Genomic DNA, 17478 nt, shown 5'->3' on the forward strand with positions numbered 1-17478 from the left:
GAACGCTACAGGAGGTGATCCCTAATGAATTTAGTTTTCATGGAATTGAAGGCCTATCGCAAATCGTTGATCATCTGGAGTATTTGTATGGTACTTGGTGTTTACAGCGGCATGGTCAAATATCCAACCTATTCATCCGATCATGCAGCGAACGACGTATTGCAGCAGTTGCCACGGACGATGCGCGCGCTATTCGGAATGGGTTCATTGAATGTCTCGGTGATGAGCGGTTTTTTCGCTTTTCTTTTCTCTTATATCGTATTGGCGGCAGCGATTCATGCCGGCTTATTGGGAAGCGGAATTATCGCCAAAGAAGAGCGCGACAAAACGACAGAATTTCTGCTCGTCAAACCGGTATCGCGTACGATGGTGATCACTGCGAAACTGATGGCAGCGATGCTTCAGCTTGTTGTCTTAAATGCGCTGACGCTGGCGGCTTCTTTTCTCTTTGTCGCTGCGTATAACAAAGGAAAAGATATTTCGGTAGAAATCGTGCTCTTATTCGCAACGATGCTAATCATTCAGCTGATCTTCCTGTCGCTTGGTGCGTTTCTGGCCGCTCGTATGCAGCGATCGAAAACATCCGGCGCAGTCACGGCGTCGCTTCTGTTCGGTGCTTATATACTTGGGAAAATAACGGATCTGACGCATCATCTGAATGTGTTGAATCTGCTCTCGCCGTTTAAATATTTTAGCACGGGAGCGCTAGTCGATAAACAGGAATTGAGCTTTACCGCTGTGCTGCTGTCGCTGCTGCTTGCCGTACTACTAGCAGCAGGTGCTTATTATTTCTATAAAAAAAGAGACATGAATAACTGAATGGCCATTTAGTGATAGTTGAAGATAGAGCCGATCTCGTTGATAATAGAAGATATCGTCTTTTTTAAAAGATAGCTATGTTTAAACTTAATGTTGTTTTTCTGACCAAAGGGCAATGTGTGAGACGCCTGCGGGAACAGCGTGCCGGCGAGACCCCGCAGACTTTTGCCTGTCTGAGGAGGCTCGCGGTGCGCCCGCGGCAAGCGAACACAGGGCACTAAACGATTAAATACAACAAAAGATTTTAACAAAGCCTAAAAGATAAGAGAGTATAAAATGCAACGAAGGCGCTCTGGCGCCTTGCGGGAAAAGCGAGTGGCCGGGGCGCAATTTTTAAGAAAAAGGCATTTGAGTTTTAGTGTAAAAGGAAGATCAGTATGCCCAATCAGAAAATTAAAGAGAAATTAGCGCTGTTGCCGAAACAACCGGGCTGTTATCAGATGAAAAACAGTCAGGGTGAGATTATTTATGTTGGCAAGGCGAAAAACCTGTTCAATCGCGTCCATTCTTATTTCAGCGGATCGCACGACGCCAAAACGCAGCGGCTCGTTGCCGATATCGCTGATTTTGAATATATCGTTGTTTCATCGGAAATTGAATCACTATTGCTCGAAATCAATCTGATTAAGAAATTCGATCCGCGCTACAATATCATGTTGAAGGATGACAAGAGTTATCCGTATATTAAACTGACGAGTGAGAAATACCCTCGGCTGCTGATCACGCGCAAGGTTAACAAAAAAAGCGGCAAATATTTTGGCCCGTATCCGAACGTGACGGCAGCCAATGAAACAAAGCGGCTGCTCGATCACTTGTATCCATTACGTAAATGCCGGACATTGCCGAATCGTGTTTGCCTCTATTATCACATCGGCCAATGTCTCGCGCCGTGCGCTTTTGACATTCCTTCGGATACTTACACCAAAATGGCTGATGACATCACGAAATTTCTCAACGGCGGCTATCAGGACGTCAAAAAAGAGCTGACAGAGAAAATGGTCATGGAGGCGCAGCAGCTTCATTTTGAAAAGGCGAAAGAATACCGTGATCAAATTCGCAGTATTGAAACAGTGATGGAGAAGCAAAAAATCATTTTCACTGATTTGGAAGACAGCGATGTTTTTGGCTTTGCGTATGACAAGGGATGGATGTGCGTGCAAGTCTTTTTCATGCGTCAAGGCAAACTGATTGAACGCGACGCGTCAATGTTTCCTTTTTATCAGGAACCGGAGGAAGATTTCCTGACTTTTATCGGTCAATTCTATGCGCAGCAGAATCATATTCAGCCTAAGCAAGTGCTTATTCCAGATAAAGTGGATCGTGATTTGGTTGAACAGATGCTCGAATCCAACGTGCTTCAGCCACAGCGTGGCCGAAAAAAGGATCTCGTGCAAATGGCGAATAAAAATGCGACGATCGCGATTCAGGAAAAATTCGCACTGATCGAACGCGATGAGAAACGCACGGTCGGTGCGGTCGAGCAATTAGGTCAAGCACTTGATATGCCAGCGCCGCATCGGATCGAAACGTTCGACAACTCGAATATACAAGGCGCAGATCCGGTTTCGGCGATGGTTGTTTTCGAAGACGGTCGAGCCAAAAAAAGTGATTACCGAAAATATCGGGTAAAGACTGTCGAAGGTCCGGATGATTATGCGACGATGAAAGAAGTCGTGCGCCGTCGCTATGGCAGATTACTGAAAGAAAACAACGTGCTGCCGGATTTGATTTTGATTGACGGTGGCAAGGGGCAGTTGGCTGCGGCAATCGATGTTCTAGAGAATGAATTCGGATTGTATATCCCAGTCTGTGGTCTGGCAAAAGATGAGAAACATAGGACGGCACAGCTTGTTGCCGGTAACCCGCCAATGGTCGTGCCACTCGCTCGGAACAGCCAGGCGTTTTATCTTTTGCAGCGGATACAGGATGAAGTACACCGCTTTGCGATAACGTTTCACCGGCAAGTGCATGCCAAGGAGATGCTGCATTCCGAACTCGACGATATCCCGGGTATTGGCAAACAGCGCAAACAAGCGCTTATACGCCATTTCGGTTCAATCAAAAAAATCCGTGCGGCAGATATCGAGGCCTTGCGGCAGGCCGGTTTACCGATTAAGGTGGCGGAAAGTTTGAGAAATTACTGGGACACGCCGCAGTAAACAGTATTGTCATACGTTATCGCATCTGCTATACTGTAACAAATATCCGCTTCTTATCGAACAGTGCGGATGTTGCGGAAGTCAATTGAATTTTCACGAATCTGAAGTGATAGAGGCGCAGGGTTCATAAGTATGCGGCGCGAGGAGGATGATCTCCGAAGACCGTTGCAAAAAGGGGAAACTGCCGAAGCGGATGGACGTCATCGTTCATTTTGAGCTGGATCTGCATTGAATAAATGCAGGTTTGTCACACTGCTACAGTGTGGAGGACTATCTCAGCGTGTTGAAAAAGCAAGTTCAGCAGCGGGGATACCTGCTGCTTTTTTTTTCACTAAGAGGACTGAGTCATTTACAGAGAAATCCGTCCGGAAGACGGAAAAAAGAACGGGGCGCAATCTAAAGGAGCGAGTAAAAAGTGGCTTTAACAGTGATGAAGTTTGGTGGAACATCCGTAGCAACTGTGGAAAGGCTGCAGAAGGTGGCGGATCGGATTATTAGACAGAAAGAGCAAGGCGATCAAGTGCTTGTCGTTGTTTCTGCAATGGGAAAAACGACCGATCAGCTCGTCGCTATGGCTGGGGAAATTTCTGAGCAGCCATCCAAACGAGAAATGGACGTTTTACTGGCGACAGGAGAGCAAGTAACGATTGCACTCCTGTCGATGGTGCTGATTGAGCGTGGCTGTCCAGCGATCTCCTATACAGGCTGGCAGGCGGGCGTGAAAACAGAAGCAGTACACGGCAGTGCGCGCATTCTGACGATTGACACAACGGCCATTCGGTCGCAGCTGAAAGTGGGTAGGATTGTGATAGTCGCTGGTTTTCAAGGGGTGACCGAAGCAGGCACAATCACCACACTCGGTCGCGGCGGTTCGGATACATCTGCCGTCGCGCTTGCCGCAGCGCTCGGTGCGAAGCACTGCGAGATTTATACTGATGTAGCGGGTGTTTTTACCTCTGATCCCCGTTATGTAAAAAAGGCACGGAAATTAAAAGAAATTAGCTATGACGAGATGCTTGAGATGGCTTACCTTGGCGCTGGTGTGCTTCATCCACGTGCGGTCGAATATGCGAAAAACAGTCATCTCGAACTGGTTGTGCGTTCCTCATTTTCTGATGAAGAGGGCACGGTGATTAAGGAGGAAGCAACAATGGAAACATCAAAATCTGTCAGAGGACTAGCGTTTGAAAAGAATGTAACAAAAGTAACGCTGCTCGGGCTACCCAATAATGTGCCAGCAGTCTCTAGCGTCTTTGATGCGATTGCGGCCCAGCATATCAATATTGACGTGATCGTTCAAAATGTGCTAAACAAGGCAAAAACCAGCCTGTCGTTCACACTTGATTCTGATTTTCTAAATGAGTTACTGGACGTTCTGAACACGAAGAAAAATGAGCTGGGTTTTGAAGAGATTGTGCATGAATCGGGGCTCTCCAAAGTGTCGATTGTCGGCTCTGGAATGGCGTCAAACCCAGGTGTTGCCGCGCAGATGTTCCATGCGCTGGCGGAAAAAGGGATTAAAGTAAAAATGATTAGTACGTCGGAAATCAAAGTATCGACGATCATTGATGAAACCAATCTACTTGAAGCGCTTGACACGCTCCATGAAACCTTTGAACTCGCTCAGGAAGAATCCGTTCACCTACATTAAGAAAAATTAAGTTTTTTTCGGGATGAGAGATTAGACAAGCTATAGCTTAGCCAATTTTTTCTAAAAGATAACGGGTTTGTTTAATCACTCGCTCGATCTCTCGGACAGTCAAATCTAAAAAAAGAAGCGAACAGCGAATATGCTGAGCGCTTCTTTTTACAATGTATCGACAGTTTCCACCGCGTCACGGTTGTCCCATTTAACGTTGAAAACGACTTTTTTATTATGTCCAGTATGGATATCGGAATAGGTTTCCGCCATGTAGCCACGAATCGTCTGAATTTGCTCTGCTAGAAATCCAGCTTCCAATGTGAACAAGACGCTTCCCGGATGGTCTTTGATTCGCGATGCGACAAGCGGTGAGTTGAGTTCAAAAACCATCTTATTTTTGCCTTGATCCGTCAGTTTTAACTCACCCCATCCCGCCTTCTGGAAAAACACAACCAGATCTTCTTCTTTCTCCATCGGATAGAGACGGGCTATTTTACGGCCAGACCAGTAGAGAATTGATGCCTGTTCCTTGCCGAGCAGCTCCGGCAGCAATACCGTTCTTATCAGTTCATAACCGAAAGCGGGCACCTCGGCTTCGCCGAAATGTTCCGATTTCAGGATGGTTTCATTTTTTGTCATATGGGCTATCCCTCCGCCCCTTATTATACTATAAGCCAAAGGAAAAGATTAGCATCAACCAGCCGATCTCTGTAGCAAAATATCCGATGGCTAAGCCCGTCCATACGGCAAAATAAGCAGAGTTTTTGAACATCAAATCTTTTCCACAAGAATATGTGATTTAGCTCACATGTGCAAATGGATAATTCCTTCACAATAAAGAAGAAAAATATTTTCAATAAAAACAATTTCAAGGTTAGTTGGGAGAAAATGCCTCTCGAGCATCTGCATGCTTTCGCCATTCTGAAAAAAGCACGTCATTAGCTAATCAAGGCTTCAAACGATAGATAGAGAAAAAGCACAGGCAATCAGTCAAACAGCTGGCAAAATGCTTGAAGGGCAACTCGATCAGGATTGCCCTCTGGTTATTATTTGTAAGGGAGAATTAATTACAATGAAAAAATATGACGTCGTTGTTGTGGGTGCCGGTGGTGCCGGTATGCAAGCGGCTTTGAACGCGGCAAAAGGCAGCAAGCTCAGTGTTGTTGTCTTATCGAAAATATTTCCGACACGTTCACATACTGGAGCGGCACAAGGTGGAATCAACGCCGCTTTGGGTTACCGGGATCGTACGGATTCAATCGAAAAACATTTCAAAGATACGGTCAAAGGCAGCGACTTTCTTGCGGACCAGGATGCGGTTCATTTTTTCTGTGAAAACATGCCGAAGATTATCTCGGAACTGGACTATATCGGCGTTCCGTTCTCACGCGATGTGAATGGACATGTTGCGCAGCGTCCATTTGGCGGTGCATCCAGCCCGCGTACTTGCTATTCGGCGGATAAGACGGGCCATGCCATTCTCCATGCGCTCTATGAACAATGCTTGAAAAACGATGTGATTTTTCTTGATGACTGGTTCCTTCTTTCACTGTCAGTTGATAACGGCATTTTTGAAGGACTCGTCGCGATGAATATGCGCGAGGGTAAAATTGAGGCAATCCAGGCACGCGCGGTTGTGATTGCGACTGGCGGATTTGGACGCGTTTTCTGGAGCCGGACAACAAATGCAATCAATATGACAGGTGACGGCACCGCGGCTTGTTTTAATGCGGGAATTCCGCTCAAGGATCCTGAATTTGTTCAATTTCATCCAACGGGTCTTGCCTCAACTGGTGTTTTGCTTTCCGAGGCCTGCCGCGGCGAAGGGGGTTATCTCCTCAATAAAGAGGGCGAACGCTTTATGGAACGCTATGCGCCTGGAAAGATGGAACTTGCCCCAAGAGACTTGGTCGCCCGCTCGATCGAAACGGAAATTAAGGAAGGGCGTGGCTTCGGCGAAGGGATGAAATCTTATGTTCTGATGGATCTTCGTCATCTCGGCGCGGAAAAAATAATGGAGCGTCTGCCTCATGTTCGTGAACTAGCGCTGAATTTCGAAGGCGTTGATCTGGTTAATGAGCTCGTTCCGATTCGACCGAGCTGCCACTATATGATGGGCGGCATCCACGTCACTGATTTTCAGACCTTGGCGACGCCAGTCGACGGTATTCATGCGGTTGGGGAATGTTGCAGTGTCTCGATTCACGGTGCCAATCGGCTTGGCGGCAATTCAGTCGCTGATGTGGTTCTCTTTGGTAAATTTGCCGGAATCGGTGCTCGACAAACAGCTGAACGCCGGGACTTCGCGCCAACCGGCAAGCTCGAGGAAGAACTGAAACGATGGCGGGAAGAGTTTGGGCGTATGCGTGCGAAGAAATCTGGCATCAAATTTTTTGAAATTAGAGATAGAATGGCCGAAACGATGTGGTACAATGTAGGAATTTTCCGCACCGAAACAGAAATGGCTCAGGCTTTGAAAACGATCGATGCAGCGATTGAGGCATATAAAGATGTTTATATCGGTGATTCATCTGAAAAATATAATATGGCTTTTATTAATTATGTTGAAGTTGGCAATTTGTTGAAATTGGCTAAGGCAGTGGCTCTCGGCGCCTTAAATCGGAAAGAGAGCCGCGGTTCGCACGCCCGAGCGGATTATCCGAAGCGCGATGATCAACATTTCCTTGCGCATACACTCGTTTACTATGACGGGGGCAACTATCGGTTGGAGTACGCACCGGTGAAAATCACAACTTATCAACCGGAGGAACGAAAGTATTGATGAATTCATTAACAATTAAAATCAAGCGCTATGATGGAGAAAAAACATGGTATCAAAGCTACATTCTTCCCTATGAAAAAGGCCGAACAATCCTTTGGTCACTGACAACGATTCGTGAAACATTGGATAGTACTTTAGTTTACACTTCGGCTTGCCAACATGGGATCTGTGGAAGCTGTGCGATCAAAGTAAACGGCAAGTCATTCCTCGCCTGCCAGACGCCTTTGGATAAAGTGATTGAGACGTTTCAGACAACCGAACTCATTTATGAGCCGCTTGCCAATTTCACGGTGATCCGTGATTTGGCTGTCGCCTGGGAACCGAAAATGGCAAAAATGAAGAAAATCAAGCCGTGGCTGATCCCGACTGAAGAAGGATCGGAGGAAAAAGGATTTCTTCAAAGTAATGAAGATTTTCACAAAATCGCTTCATCGACGGATTGTATTCTTTGCGGGATCTGCGCTTCCGAATGTAACCAGCTGCATGTCAATGAAAGTAATTTTCTCGAACCCTTTATTTGGAACCGTGCTTACCGCTATGCAGTTGATTCGCGAGATAAATCGCCCGAAGCACATGTCGGCCCTGCCTATGAAAATGAATTGTGGAAATGTTTGCATTGCATGGCCTGTGTCACCAATTGTCCGAAACATATTGATCTTACCGAAGAAATTTCGTCACTCCGCAAGATGTCGATACGTATGGGCGAAACAAAAAATCAAGGCGCAAGACACGCGTTTGCCTTTTTCAATGATGTGAAGAATAATGGCCATCTGAATGAAATGATGCTACCGATAAAAACAGACGGCGTCATCAAAACAGCAGCGACTAAACTGCCGTTTGCCCTACGCATGATCAAAACCGGGAAGATCAATCCTTTGGAACGCCCAAAAAAGGTCGATGGCATTGAAGGCGTACAGAAGATCTATGACTATGCCGAGGAGGTTGAAAACAAATGACAACATTCAGATACGGTTTCTTCCCGGGCTGTACGCTTGAATCCGCAGAAAAAGAATTAAAAATGTCGACGCTGAAGGTTGCCGAGGCGCTCGAAATTGAATTAATTGAATTAAAAGGCTGGACATGTTGTGGTGCCAGTCACATTCAAGATATTGATGAATTGGTCGGGACGTCGATCAATGCCCGTAATATCGCTTTAGGTGAGGCCCTGCATGTCGACAAGATTATTACGGTCTGCAACACCTGCACGCTCATGCTCCGCCAATCAAAGAAGAAGCTCGATGAACGGAAAGAACTGAGAGATAAAGTCAACGAAGGATTGAGTCGGGCTAATCTTAAATATAAAGGGACAACAGAGGTGACCCATCTGCTTTGGGCGCTGATTGAAGATTACGGCTTGGAGAATCTGAAAAAGAAAGTTGTTCGACCATTGACCGGGCTTAAAGTAGCCAATTTCTATGGCTGCCATATTCTCATGCCGCCGAAGATTATGGGCTTTGAAAATCCGGCGAATCCGCAATCGATGGAAATGATTGTCGATGTGCTCGGCGCGGAAAATGTACCGTTCTCCCAGCGTCTGGCCTGTTGTGGTTTTCACGCGGTTTTCCCGGCCGAAAAAGAAGTCAATCGCCTGACACAGATGAACTGCTTGTCGCCGAAAGAGGCAGGTGCAGACTGTCTCGTTACACCATGTCCGCTCTGTCAGATGCAATTGGACGCTTATCAACCCGGTGCACAGAAAGGCTTTGATAAGGACATTCAGATCCCGGTGCTTCACCTGCCGCAGCTGATTGGCCTTGCCTTGGGGATTTCCCCGAAAGAGTTGGGCATTAAGCGGCATATTGTCGACGCATTGCCGATGCTTCGGGCGCGTGCGCTTGTTTAAAGAGATAAGAAAGCATTAGAGGGCGTATAAAGATTTTTGCACAAAAATGCAGCGAGCAACCGAAGCGCAATTGTTGAAAAAGGACTTGGCTATGCCAAGTTTTTCTGATAGAAGTGCTATGAGCCATCACAGACAATCTTAATAGAATTATAGCCGGATAGTTCCTATAATAAGGGACTGTCGGCTTTTTATAGATATTTTTTTTGCGAAAAAAGAGTAGGACCGGAAACAACAGAGTAGCACAGTGCCGCACCCGCGGCAAGCGAGCAGCCGTAGCGCAATTGTCGTAAAAAAGACCCGATTACGCCAAGTTTTTCTCAAAAGATAAGAATGTAGATTTAGCACAAAAAATGGAGCAAAGGCGCGAGACGCCTGCGGGAACAGCGAGCCAAGTGAGACCCCGCAGATTCTCGCTTGATTGAGGAGGCTCACGGATCGCCCGCGGCAAGCGAGCAGCCGTAGCGCAATTGTCGTAAAAAAGACCTGGTTACGCCAAGTTTTTCCCATGGGAGACTTGACCGATCAGCGCCTCAAAACTCAAAAAATTCTAGTGGACATCATTAAATTTGGAAATTGGTGAGTAAAAACATTGCACACATTGTTTTGGAAACTTATAATTTATTTGTTATTAGTTGAAGAATTAACATCTATCAAAATATTTAGAGAAGTATTAAGGCGGTCCGTGTGCTTCTGCCAACAAGATATTTACGAAACTTTTAATTCGTATATTTATTTTTTTAAAATAAATATAAAGCGTTTACAAATATTTGAAGGGGGAGAAGCAACATGGCTGCTCGAGACTATGTCTCTCATCGCTTGCATTCTCTTATAGGAGTTATTCCGGTCGGCCTGTTCCTGGTTGTTCATTTAACCGTCAACTTTCAGGCGACAAAGGGAGCGGGTGCGTTTAATCAGGCTGCAGCATTTATGGAACATCTTCCATACCTGCTTTTTTTGGAAGTTTTTCTGATTTATCTGCCGCTCTTGTTTCACGCGGTGTTTGGGGTCTACTTGGCCTTTACGTCGACGTATACCGTTAATCAATACGGCTTTCTGAGAAACTGGTACTACGCGATTCAGCGATTCACTGGGTTATTCCTCGTCATCTTTCTGGCCTGGCATATTTGGGAAACGCGCATCGCGATGGCGCTCGGTACACCGTTGAACTATGATTTGATGGCAACTATCTTAAGCAATCATGCTCTTTTTATCTTCTATGTTATTGGCGTATTATCGGCCGTCTTCCATTTCTCCAATGGTGTCTGGGCATTCTGTGTGCACTGGGGCATTCTCGTCTCGCCTAAGTCACAGAAAATCGGTACTTATGCCGTTTTGATTCTTTTCCTGCTTTTGGGCTTCGTTGGCATCCGCGCGCTGTTTGCGTTCGTCTGAACGAGTCTATTAATCTACGAAGGAGTGAGCCCAAATGAGTAAAGGTAAAATTATAATTGTCGGCGGCGGGCTTGGTGGATTGATGTCTGCTGTCAAAGCGACCGAAGCCGCCGTTGAAGTTGAATTATTCTCAGTCGTTCCAGTGAAACGCTCCCATTCTGTTTGCGCGCAAGGCGGAATCAACGGCGCAGTGAATACCAAAGGAGAGGGCGATTCGCCATGGGAACATTTTGATGATACGGTTTACGGCGGCGACTTTCTCGCCAATCAACCGCCGGTCAAGGCGATGTGCGAAGCAGCTCCAGGAATTATCCATTTGCTTGATCGGATGGGCGTCATGTTCAATCGAACGCCAGAAGGTTTGCTCGATTTCAGACGATTTGGTGGAACCAAATACCACCGCACGGCCTATGCCGGCGCGACAACCGGTCAGCAGCTGCTCTATGCATTGGACGAGCAGGTTCGGCGAATGGAAGTTAAGGGCCTAGTGCACAAACATGAATATGTCGAGTTTTTGTCAGCTGTCGTTGATGACGATCAGGTTTGTCATGGTATCGTTGTTCAAGATATGAAAACGATGGAAATTTCTGTGTATCGCGCTGACGCAGTGATCATGGCAACCGGCGGACTCGGCATGGTTTTCGGAAAATCAACAAACTCAATGATTAATACTGGGACGGCAGCTTCCGCATTGTACCAACAGGGCGCTTACTTCGCAAATGGTGAATTTATTCAGATTCACCCGACTGCGATTCCCGGTGATGACAAACTCCGGCTCATGAGCGAATCGGCGCGTGGTGAAGGCGGTCGTATGTGGACGTATAAGGACGGCAAGCCATGGTATTTTCTTGAAGAAATGTATCCGGCTTACGGCAACCTCGTGCCCCGCGATGTCGCAACGCGCGCGATCTTCGACGTTTGCATTAACCAGCATCTCGGTATTAACGGTGAAAATATGGTTTACCTTGATCTCTCACATAAAGATCCGCATGAACTAGATGTTAAACTCGGCGGAATCATTGATATCTATGAAAAATTTGTCGGCGATGATCCACATAAGGTGCCGATGAAAGTATTCCCGGCCGTTCACTATTCAATGGGCGGTCTCTGGGTCGATTACAATCAAATGACGAATATCAAAGGGCTGTTTGCTTGCGGCGAATGCGAGTATCAATACCATGGGGCAAACCGGCTTGGTGCTAATTCGTTGCTGTCTGCATTGTATGGTGGTATGGTCGCTGGCCCAAACGCAGTGCACTATGTATCTGGATTGACGATTGACAGCGAAGCGCTCCCGGATAAAATCTTCGATAACGCATTGAAAAGCGAGAAAAAGAAGTTTCAAGGCCTGATGTCGATGGACGGGACAGAAAATGCTTATATGCTGCATCAGGAACTGGGCGAATGGATGACAAAATACGTAACCGTTGTCCGTGAGAACAAGACTTTATTGCAAACAGATGAACATCTGCAAGAATTAATGGAGAGATATAAGCATATCAACATTGAAGATACGTCAAAATGGAGCAATTCCGGTGCCTCGTTTACGCGTCAATTATGGAATATGATGCAGCTTGCTCGGGTGATTACACTTGGCGCGTATCACCGTAACGAAAGCCGCGGTGCGCATTACAAACCGGAATTTCCGGAACGTGATGATGAGAATTTCCTGAAGACAACCAAGGCGAAATTCAACGCAGCAAATCTGGGACCTGATTTTGAGTATGAACCTGTGGATTTCTCACTGATTAAGCCGCGCAAACGCGACTACACACACGATAAATAAGGGGGGCAGCAAAAATGAGTGAAGCGACAAGCAAAACCATTCGGCTGATCATTACGCGTCAGGAGGGCCCCAAATCAGCGCCTTATGAGGAATCGTTTGATGTGCCCTATCGACCGAATATGAATGTCATCTCCGCATTAATGGCAATTCGGCGCCATCCGGTCACGAGCAAGGGTGAACAGACATCGGCGCCTCAGTGGGAAATGAACTGTCTCGAAGAAGTCTGCGGGGCCTGCTCGATGGTGATAAACGGCCGGCCGCGCCAAGCATGCACTGCGCTGATTGATAAGCTCGATCAGCCAATTCATTTGAAACCGATGCGCACCTTTCCAGTTGTTCGTGATCTCGTTGTTGATCGGAGCCGGATGTTTGACGCTTTAAAAAAGGTCAAGGCTTGGATTCCAATTGATGGGACCTACGATCTTGGACCAGGACCACGTATGGCTGAAAACAAGCGCCAGTGGGCTTATGAATTATCGAAATGCATGACCTGCGGCTGCTGTCTGGAAGCTTGCCCGAACGTCAACAGTAAATCAGATTTCATGGGACCCGCGCCACTATCACAGGTGCGTCTGTTTAATGCGCACCCAACTGGAGCAATGAACAAGGCCGAACGTCTACATGCGATCATGGGTTCCGGCGGCCTCGCCAGCTGCGGTAATTCGCAGAACTGCGTTGAAGTCTGCCCGAAAGGCATTCCGCTGACAACATCGATTGCCGCTCTGAACCGTGAGACGGTTGTCCAGGGATTCAGGGACTTCTTCGGCAGTGATTATATCTAATAAAAGCTTGAAAAGGGCGCGAAAAGCAGTTCACGCATCGTACCATTTTTTCATAAACTATAGCGACTAAAAGCCTTCCCCGCCCGCTCGTCTGCTGAGCAAGGAGGGGGAATTGTTGAAGGAAGACTACCATCGTCCAAAACCATTGCTGACGAAGAGGGAACGGGAAGTTTTCGAATTGCTACTGCAAGACAAGACAACCCGAGACATAGCAAAAGAACTCTTCATTAGTGAAAAGACTGTTCGCAACCATATCTCAAATACCATGCAAAAGCTTGGTGTGAAAGGACGCTCCCAGGCGGTTGTCGAACTGCTCAGGCTCGGAGAACTGAAATTATAGCACCAGCCGGTCCCCTAAAAAGGGCCGGCTGTTGTTTTAGATCAGAAATTATAAAACGAGACATATTGGGAGAGAAACGCCAATTGTCAATCTACGCTCAGGCACAGTCAGTTTGTCAGAATATAGTCAGGTAGATACTCGGGACGAATCACCGATCCATCCGAAACATTAAAGGCGTAGGACAGGGCGTTGAATAACTCCTGAATATTGCCAGGCCAATCGTATGTGCGGATGATCTCCTGGATAGGAGCAGCGAGCTCTTTCACATTGTGTCAAATAATCTTACACGAAACGCGATCAAATCTGATAGAAATGGTAAATTGATACTAGATTTAACGAATCGTCCAAGCTATGGTCTAAATAGATGAACAAGCGCTTCCTTTAATAATGCGCAGAGTTTGATCTGGCAGACTTGCATGGGAGAGGGGATGAACGATGGACAATTTACGGATGGAAAAGAACAAAAGGTTTCGGGAACAAGTGGATGCAGGGGATTTGATGAACTTTCAAGAAAGCGTGATTCAAAGGGTGCTTACTTTTCAAAAGTCCCATGCGAATTATCAGGAGACACCTCTTGTTTTACTCAAAGAATTGGCTAAGCAGTTGAAACTTTCCAAACTTCTGGTCAAGGATGAATCGTATCGCTTTGGATTGAACGCCTTTAAAGTAATGGGTGGTATTTACGCAGTTGCCTGTTGCCTGGCGGAACAACTCGGTCGTTCCCTCGACGCGCTGACATTTAAGGATCTAAAAGCGGAAGTGGAAGAAAAAAAACTGACCGGCATGACTTTTATTTCGGCAACCGACGGCAATCATGGCCGCGGCGTGGCCTGGGTCACCCGACAGTTTGGAATGAACTGTATCATTCGCATGCCAAAAGGTTCATCACTCGAACGTCTTAAAGCGATTCGAGCGGAAGGAGCAGACGCGGAAATCACGAACGTGAATTATGATGATACCGTTCGTATTTGCTCGCGGATGGCGATTGAAAATAACTATGTGATGATTCAGGATACGGCGTGGCCAAGTTACGAGAAGATTCCGCTCTGGATCATGCAAGGTTACGCGGGAATTGCTAAGGAGATTGCCGGTGTGCTTGATGCGCCACCAACCCATATTTTTCTTCAGGCGGGCGTCGGATCGTACGCAGGTGGGATCGCTGCGTATTTTTTGCGCCGCTATATCGATAACCCGCCCAAAATAATCATTGTCGAACCGAATCAAGCGGATTGTTATTTTCGCTCTTTTGCCCGTGAAGACGGCGCCATGGAAACGGTCAGTGGCGATATGGCGACATTTATGGCTGGGCTGGCTTGTGGCGAACCGAATACGTACGCTTTTCATTTGTTAAGTCGCTATGCGTCTGGAGCTGTTTCTTGTTCCGATGCGGTGACTGCGCTCGGCATGAGAATCCTCGGTAATCCATTAAAAGGTGATAGCCGGATCATCTCTGGCGAATCCGGTGCAGTTACAACAGGCGCGCTTTATCTGCTTTGTAGCAACGACGATTATCGGAAACAGTTTGGGTTGGGCGAGGAATCTGTCGTGCTTCTTATCAGTACAGAAGGCGATACAGACCAGGCATCTTACCGGGAAATCGTTTGGGAAGGTCAGCATCCATTGAAAAGGAGGGATTGACATGTTAAGTGATCAGGAAAAAACACGTGTTGTTTCCTTATGCATGAAGTTGGTGAACAAGCAGAGCTATTCTGGAAAAGAACAACAAGCGGCAGAAGTGATTCATACCCTTGCTGATCCACAGGTTTTCGATCGCATCAATGTTGATGTGTTCGGCAATGTTTTGCTTGAGATAGATGGCAATAGGGCAGGGCAAACCGTACTGTTGGATGGACACATCGACACCGTGCCGGTGAATCCGGCAAATTGGGCAACCGATCCGTTTGCAGCCGTTCAAAAGGATGGAAAAATTTTTGGACGCGGGACATCAGACATGAAAGGATCTGTTAGTGCGATGATTGTTGCTGCTGAAAAATATGCCCGAGAGACCCGTAAAAAATTTCCCGGGAAAATAGTTATTGCTTGCAGCGTGCATGAAGAAACCTTTGAAGGTGTGTCCTGTCGCAAAATCAGCGCACGGATTGATCCTGATGTCGTTGTGATTGGCGAGGCGACAAACCTGAATTTAAATCGCGGTCAACGGGGCCGTGCGGAAATTGTCGTCGAAACCTATGGCAAATCGGTACACTCAGCCAATCCTGAGAAGGGTGTCAACGCGGTTGTTCAGATGATGAAATTGCTGACGGCTATTGAGCAGCTGCCCGTAACAGAAGACGCTTTTATGGGCAAAGGCATTTTGGTTTTGACCGATATTGTCTCAGCGCCTTATCCCGGCAAATCGGTTCTACCAAGTTCTTGCCGTGCGACATTTGATCGACGGACGCTGGTCGGCGAAACGAAGACCTCTGTCTTAGAGCCGATCCAACGGCTGATTGAACAACTAAAAAGAGAAGACATGAATTTTGCTGCTACCGTTTCCTACGCCAAGGGCACTGATGTTTGTTATACAGGAGAAATCATTGAAGCAGAGCGCTTTTTCCCCGCCTGGGCTTTTGATCCAGGTGACAATTTTGTCACTGGACCGCTTCGAGCATTGCAGTCGATTGGTATTCCTGCCAAAATGTCTCATTATTCATTCTGCACGAATGGCAGTCATTTTGCCGGAGAAGCTGGTATTCCAACGATCGGTTTTGGACCATCACGTGAAAATCTGGCGCATACTGACAACGAGTTTATCGAAATCGATCACTTACACAAGGCAGTGGAAGGCTTTGCGGTGATTATTGGGTCACTGCTCATGAATGATTGATTGTACCGCAGACCATTATCATTTTATTAGAGTCTAAAGATAATTGCATAATTGTGCAGATTAAGCATTAATGTAGCGATTTTGAGCGTCTGGTTAGACGCTTATTTTTGACCATGCTAAACTGGAAGTGACGAAATGAAGGGAGAGATTACTGTGGTGAAAGCAATACCTGAGAGAACTTTGAATGATGGATTGACACTGCCAGCCATTGGTTTTGGTACTTATCTGCTGAACGGCGCATCGGGAATCAACACAATTGTGAGTGCGATCGACAATGGTTATCGTTTGCTTGATTCAGCTTTTAATTACGAAAATGAAGGCGCACTTGGCGAAGCGATTCGTCGCAGCTCCGTACCACGTGAGGAGCTGCGCATTACATCGAAATTGCCGGGCAGGCATCATCAATATGACGAAGCGTTGTACACGATTCAGGAATCGCTATTCCGTGCCGGACTCGATTATTACGATCTGTATTTAATTCATTGGCCGAATCCGAGCAAAGATTTGTATGTTGAAGCATGGAAGGCATTGGTTGATGCGCAAAAATGGGGCCTGATCCGCTCAATTGGCGTCTGCAACTTCTTGCCGGAACATTTGGAACGGATTATGGACGCAACCGGCGTGACGCCAAGTGTCAACCAAGTGGAATTGCATCCCTATTTTTCACAGGAAAAACAGCGGGCATTTGACAGTGAGCACGGCATCCTGACAGAGTCTTGGAGCCCACTTGGCCGAGCCAGCAAACTACTCAAGGATGCGTCCATTCAAAAAATTGCCGACGCTCATGGCAAATCGATTCCGCAGATTATTCTGCGTTGGCATGTTCAACTTGGTGCGTTGCCACTGCCAAAATCTTCCACGCCAAAACGTCAGCTGGAGAATCTGTCTGTTTTTGACTTCGAACTCAGCAGTGAAGAAATGCAACAGATAGGCCAGTTGAGCCGTCCGGATGGCCGTACTTATGATCAGGATCCAGCACGTTACGAGGAATTCTAATTATTTAACACGTAGAAATACGATGAACGCATCGTATAAAATTTTATGGGGTAAAGACAGCTGCTTAGTAATTGAAGGCAGCTGTCTTTTTTTAAGAGATAAGAATGTAT

The 17478-nt window shown here is 46.7% G+C and carries 15 protein-coding genes and 1 riboswitch; of the genes, 13 read left to right on the forward strand and 2 right to left on the reverse strand.

Annotation, left to right across the window (positions count from 1 at the left end; genetic code table 11):
* Window positions 1–24 precede the first annotated feature (24 nt).
* The 3 genes from JOC27_RS07145 to JOC27_RS07155 all read left to right on the forward strand — a co-directional run bounded on the left by JOC27_RS07145 (window position 25) and on the right by JOC27_RS07155 (window position 4629).
* Window positions 25–819, forward strand: coding sequence for an ABC transporter permease (locus JOC27_RS07145; RefSeq protein ID WP_205006466.1), 795 nt, complete (start codon window positions 25–27; stop codon window positions 817–819).
* 377 nt (window positions 820–1196) lie between these two features.
* Window positions 1197–2978: an excinuclease ABC subunit UvrC gene (gene uvrC / locus JOC27_RS07150; RefSeq protein ID WP_205006467.1), complete on the forward strand. Its 1782-nt coding sequence runs from the start codon at window positions 1197–1199 to the stop codon at window positions 2976–2978.
* Window positions 2979–3080: 102 nt separating this feature from the next.
* Window positions 3081–3259: riboswitch (Lysine riboswitch) on the forward strand.
* A gap of 134 nt (window positions 3260–3393) precedes the next feature.
* Entirely contained in the window at window positions 3394–4629 is a 1236-nt protein-coding gene (locus JOC27_RS07155) for an aspartate kinase (RefSeq protein WP_205006469.1), read from the forward strand.
* Between the two features lie 156 nt (window positions 4630–4785).
* Here JOC27_RS07155 and JOC27_RS07160 read toward each other — a convergent pair whose 3' ends face one another.
* A complete protein-coding gene (locus JOC27_RS07160; RefSeq protein ID WP_205006471.1) occupies window positions 4786–5259 on the reverse strand; it encodes a YslB family protein in 474 nt (157 codons plus the stop codon).
* A 433-nt stretch (window positions 5260–5692) separates the two neighbouring features.
* Here JOC27_RS07160 and JOC27_RS07165 point away from each other — a divergent pair, with 433 nt between their 5' ends.
* The 7 genes from JOC27_RS07165 (at window position 5693) to JOC27_RS07195 (ending at window position 13545) form a co-directional block, all read left to right on the forward strand.
* A complete protein-coding gene (locus JOC27_RS07165) occupies window positions 5693–7402 on the forward strand; it encodes an FAD-dependent oxidoreductase (RefSeq protein WP_205006473.1) in 1710 nt (569 codons plus the stop codon).
* Window positions 7402–8358, forward strand: a complete 957-nt coding sequence (locus JOC27_RS07170) for a succinate dehydrogenase/fumarate reductase iron-sulfur subunit (protein ID WP_205006475.1) — start codon at window positions 7402–7404, stop codon at window positions 8356–8358. Before JOC27_RS07165 ends, JOC27_RS07170 begins: the two co-directional genes overlap by 1 nt.
* On the forward strand, window positions 8355–9245 hold the full coding sequence (locus JOC27_RS07175; RefSeq protein ID WP_205006477.1) for a CoB--CoM heterodisulfide reductase iron-sulfur subunit B family protein: 891 nt from the start codon (window positions 8355–8357) through the stop codon (window positions 9243–9245). Before JOC27_RS07170 ends, JOC27_RS07175 begins: the two co-directional genes overlap by 4 nt.
* Window positions 9246–10031: 786 nt before the next feature.
* On the forward strand, window positions 10032–10637 hold the full coding sequence (locus JOC27_RS07180; RefSeq protein WP_205006479.1) for a succinate dehydrogenase cytochrome b558 subunit: 606 nt from the start codon (window positions 10032–10034) through the stop codon (window positions 10635–10637).
* Between the two features lie 34 nt (window positions 10638–10671).
* Window positions 10672–12423, forward strand: a complete 1752-nt coding sequence (sdhA, locus tag JOC27_RS07185) for a succinate dehydrogenase flavoprotein subunit (protein WP_205006481.1) — start codon at window positions 10672–10674, stop codon at window positions 12421–12423.
* Window positions 12424–12437: 14 nt separating this feature from the next.
* A complete protein-coding gene (gene sdhB / locus JOC27_RS07190; RefSeq protein WP_205006483.1) occupies window positions 12438–13205 on the forward strand; it encodes a succinate dehydrogenase iron-sulfur subunit in 768 nt (255 codons plus the stop codon).
* A gap of 115 nt (window positions 13206–13320) precedes the next feature.
* A complete protein-coding gene (locus tag JOC27_RS07195; protein ID WP_205006484.1) occupies window positions 13321–13545 on the forward strand; it encodes a helix-turn-helix domain-containing protein in 225 nt (74 codons plus the stop codon).
* A gap of 107 nt (window positions 13546–13652) precedes the next feature.
* Here JOC27_RS07195 and JOC27_RS13680 read toward each other — a convergent pair whose 3' ends face one another.
* Window positions 13653–13811 (reverse strand): AAA-type ATPase lid domain-containing protein, encoded by a 159-nt coding sequence (locus JOC27_RS13680; protein ID WP_462933469.1) that lies wholly within the window; start codon window positions 13809–13811, stop codon window positions 13653–13655.
* 169 nt (window positions 13812–13980) lie between these two features.
* Here JOC27_RS13680 and JOC27_RS07200 point away from each other — a divergent pair, with 169 nt between their 5' ends.
* From JOC27_RS07200 to JOC27_RS07210, 3 genes are all read left to right on the forward strand, one after another.
* Window positions 13981–15183, forward strand: coding sequence for a diaminopropionate ammonia-lyase (locus tag JOC27_RS07200; RefSeq protein WP_205006486.1), 1203 nt, complete (start codon window positions 13981–13983; stop codon window positions 15181–15183).
* Window position 15184: 1 nt separating this feature from the next.
* On the forward strand, window positions 15185–16372 hold the full coding sequence (locus JOC27_RS07205; RefSeq protein ID WP_205006487.1) for a YgeY family selenium metabolism-linked hydrolase: 1188 nt from the start codon (window positions 15185–15187) through the stop codon (window positions 16370–16372).
* 135 nt (window positions 16373–16507) lie between these two features.
* On the forward strand, window positions 16508–17368 hold the full coding sequence (locus JOC27_RS07210; protein WP_205006489.1) for an aldo/keto reductase: 861 nt from the start codon (window positions 16508–16510) through the stop codon (window positions 17366–17368).
* The last annotated feature ends 110 nt before the right edge of the window (window positions 17369–17478 follow it).

The sequence above is a fragment of the Sporolactobacillus spathodeae genome, from assembly GCF_016908935.1.
Classification (GTDB): domain Bacteria; phylum Bacillota; class Bacilli; order Bacillales; family Sporolactobacillaceae; genus Sporolactobacillus; species Sporolactobacillus spathodeae.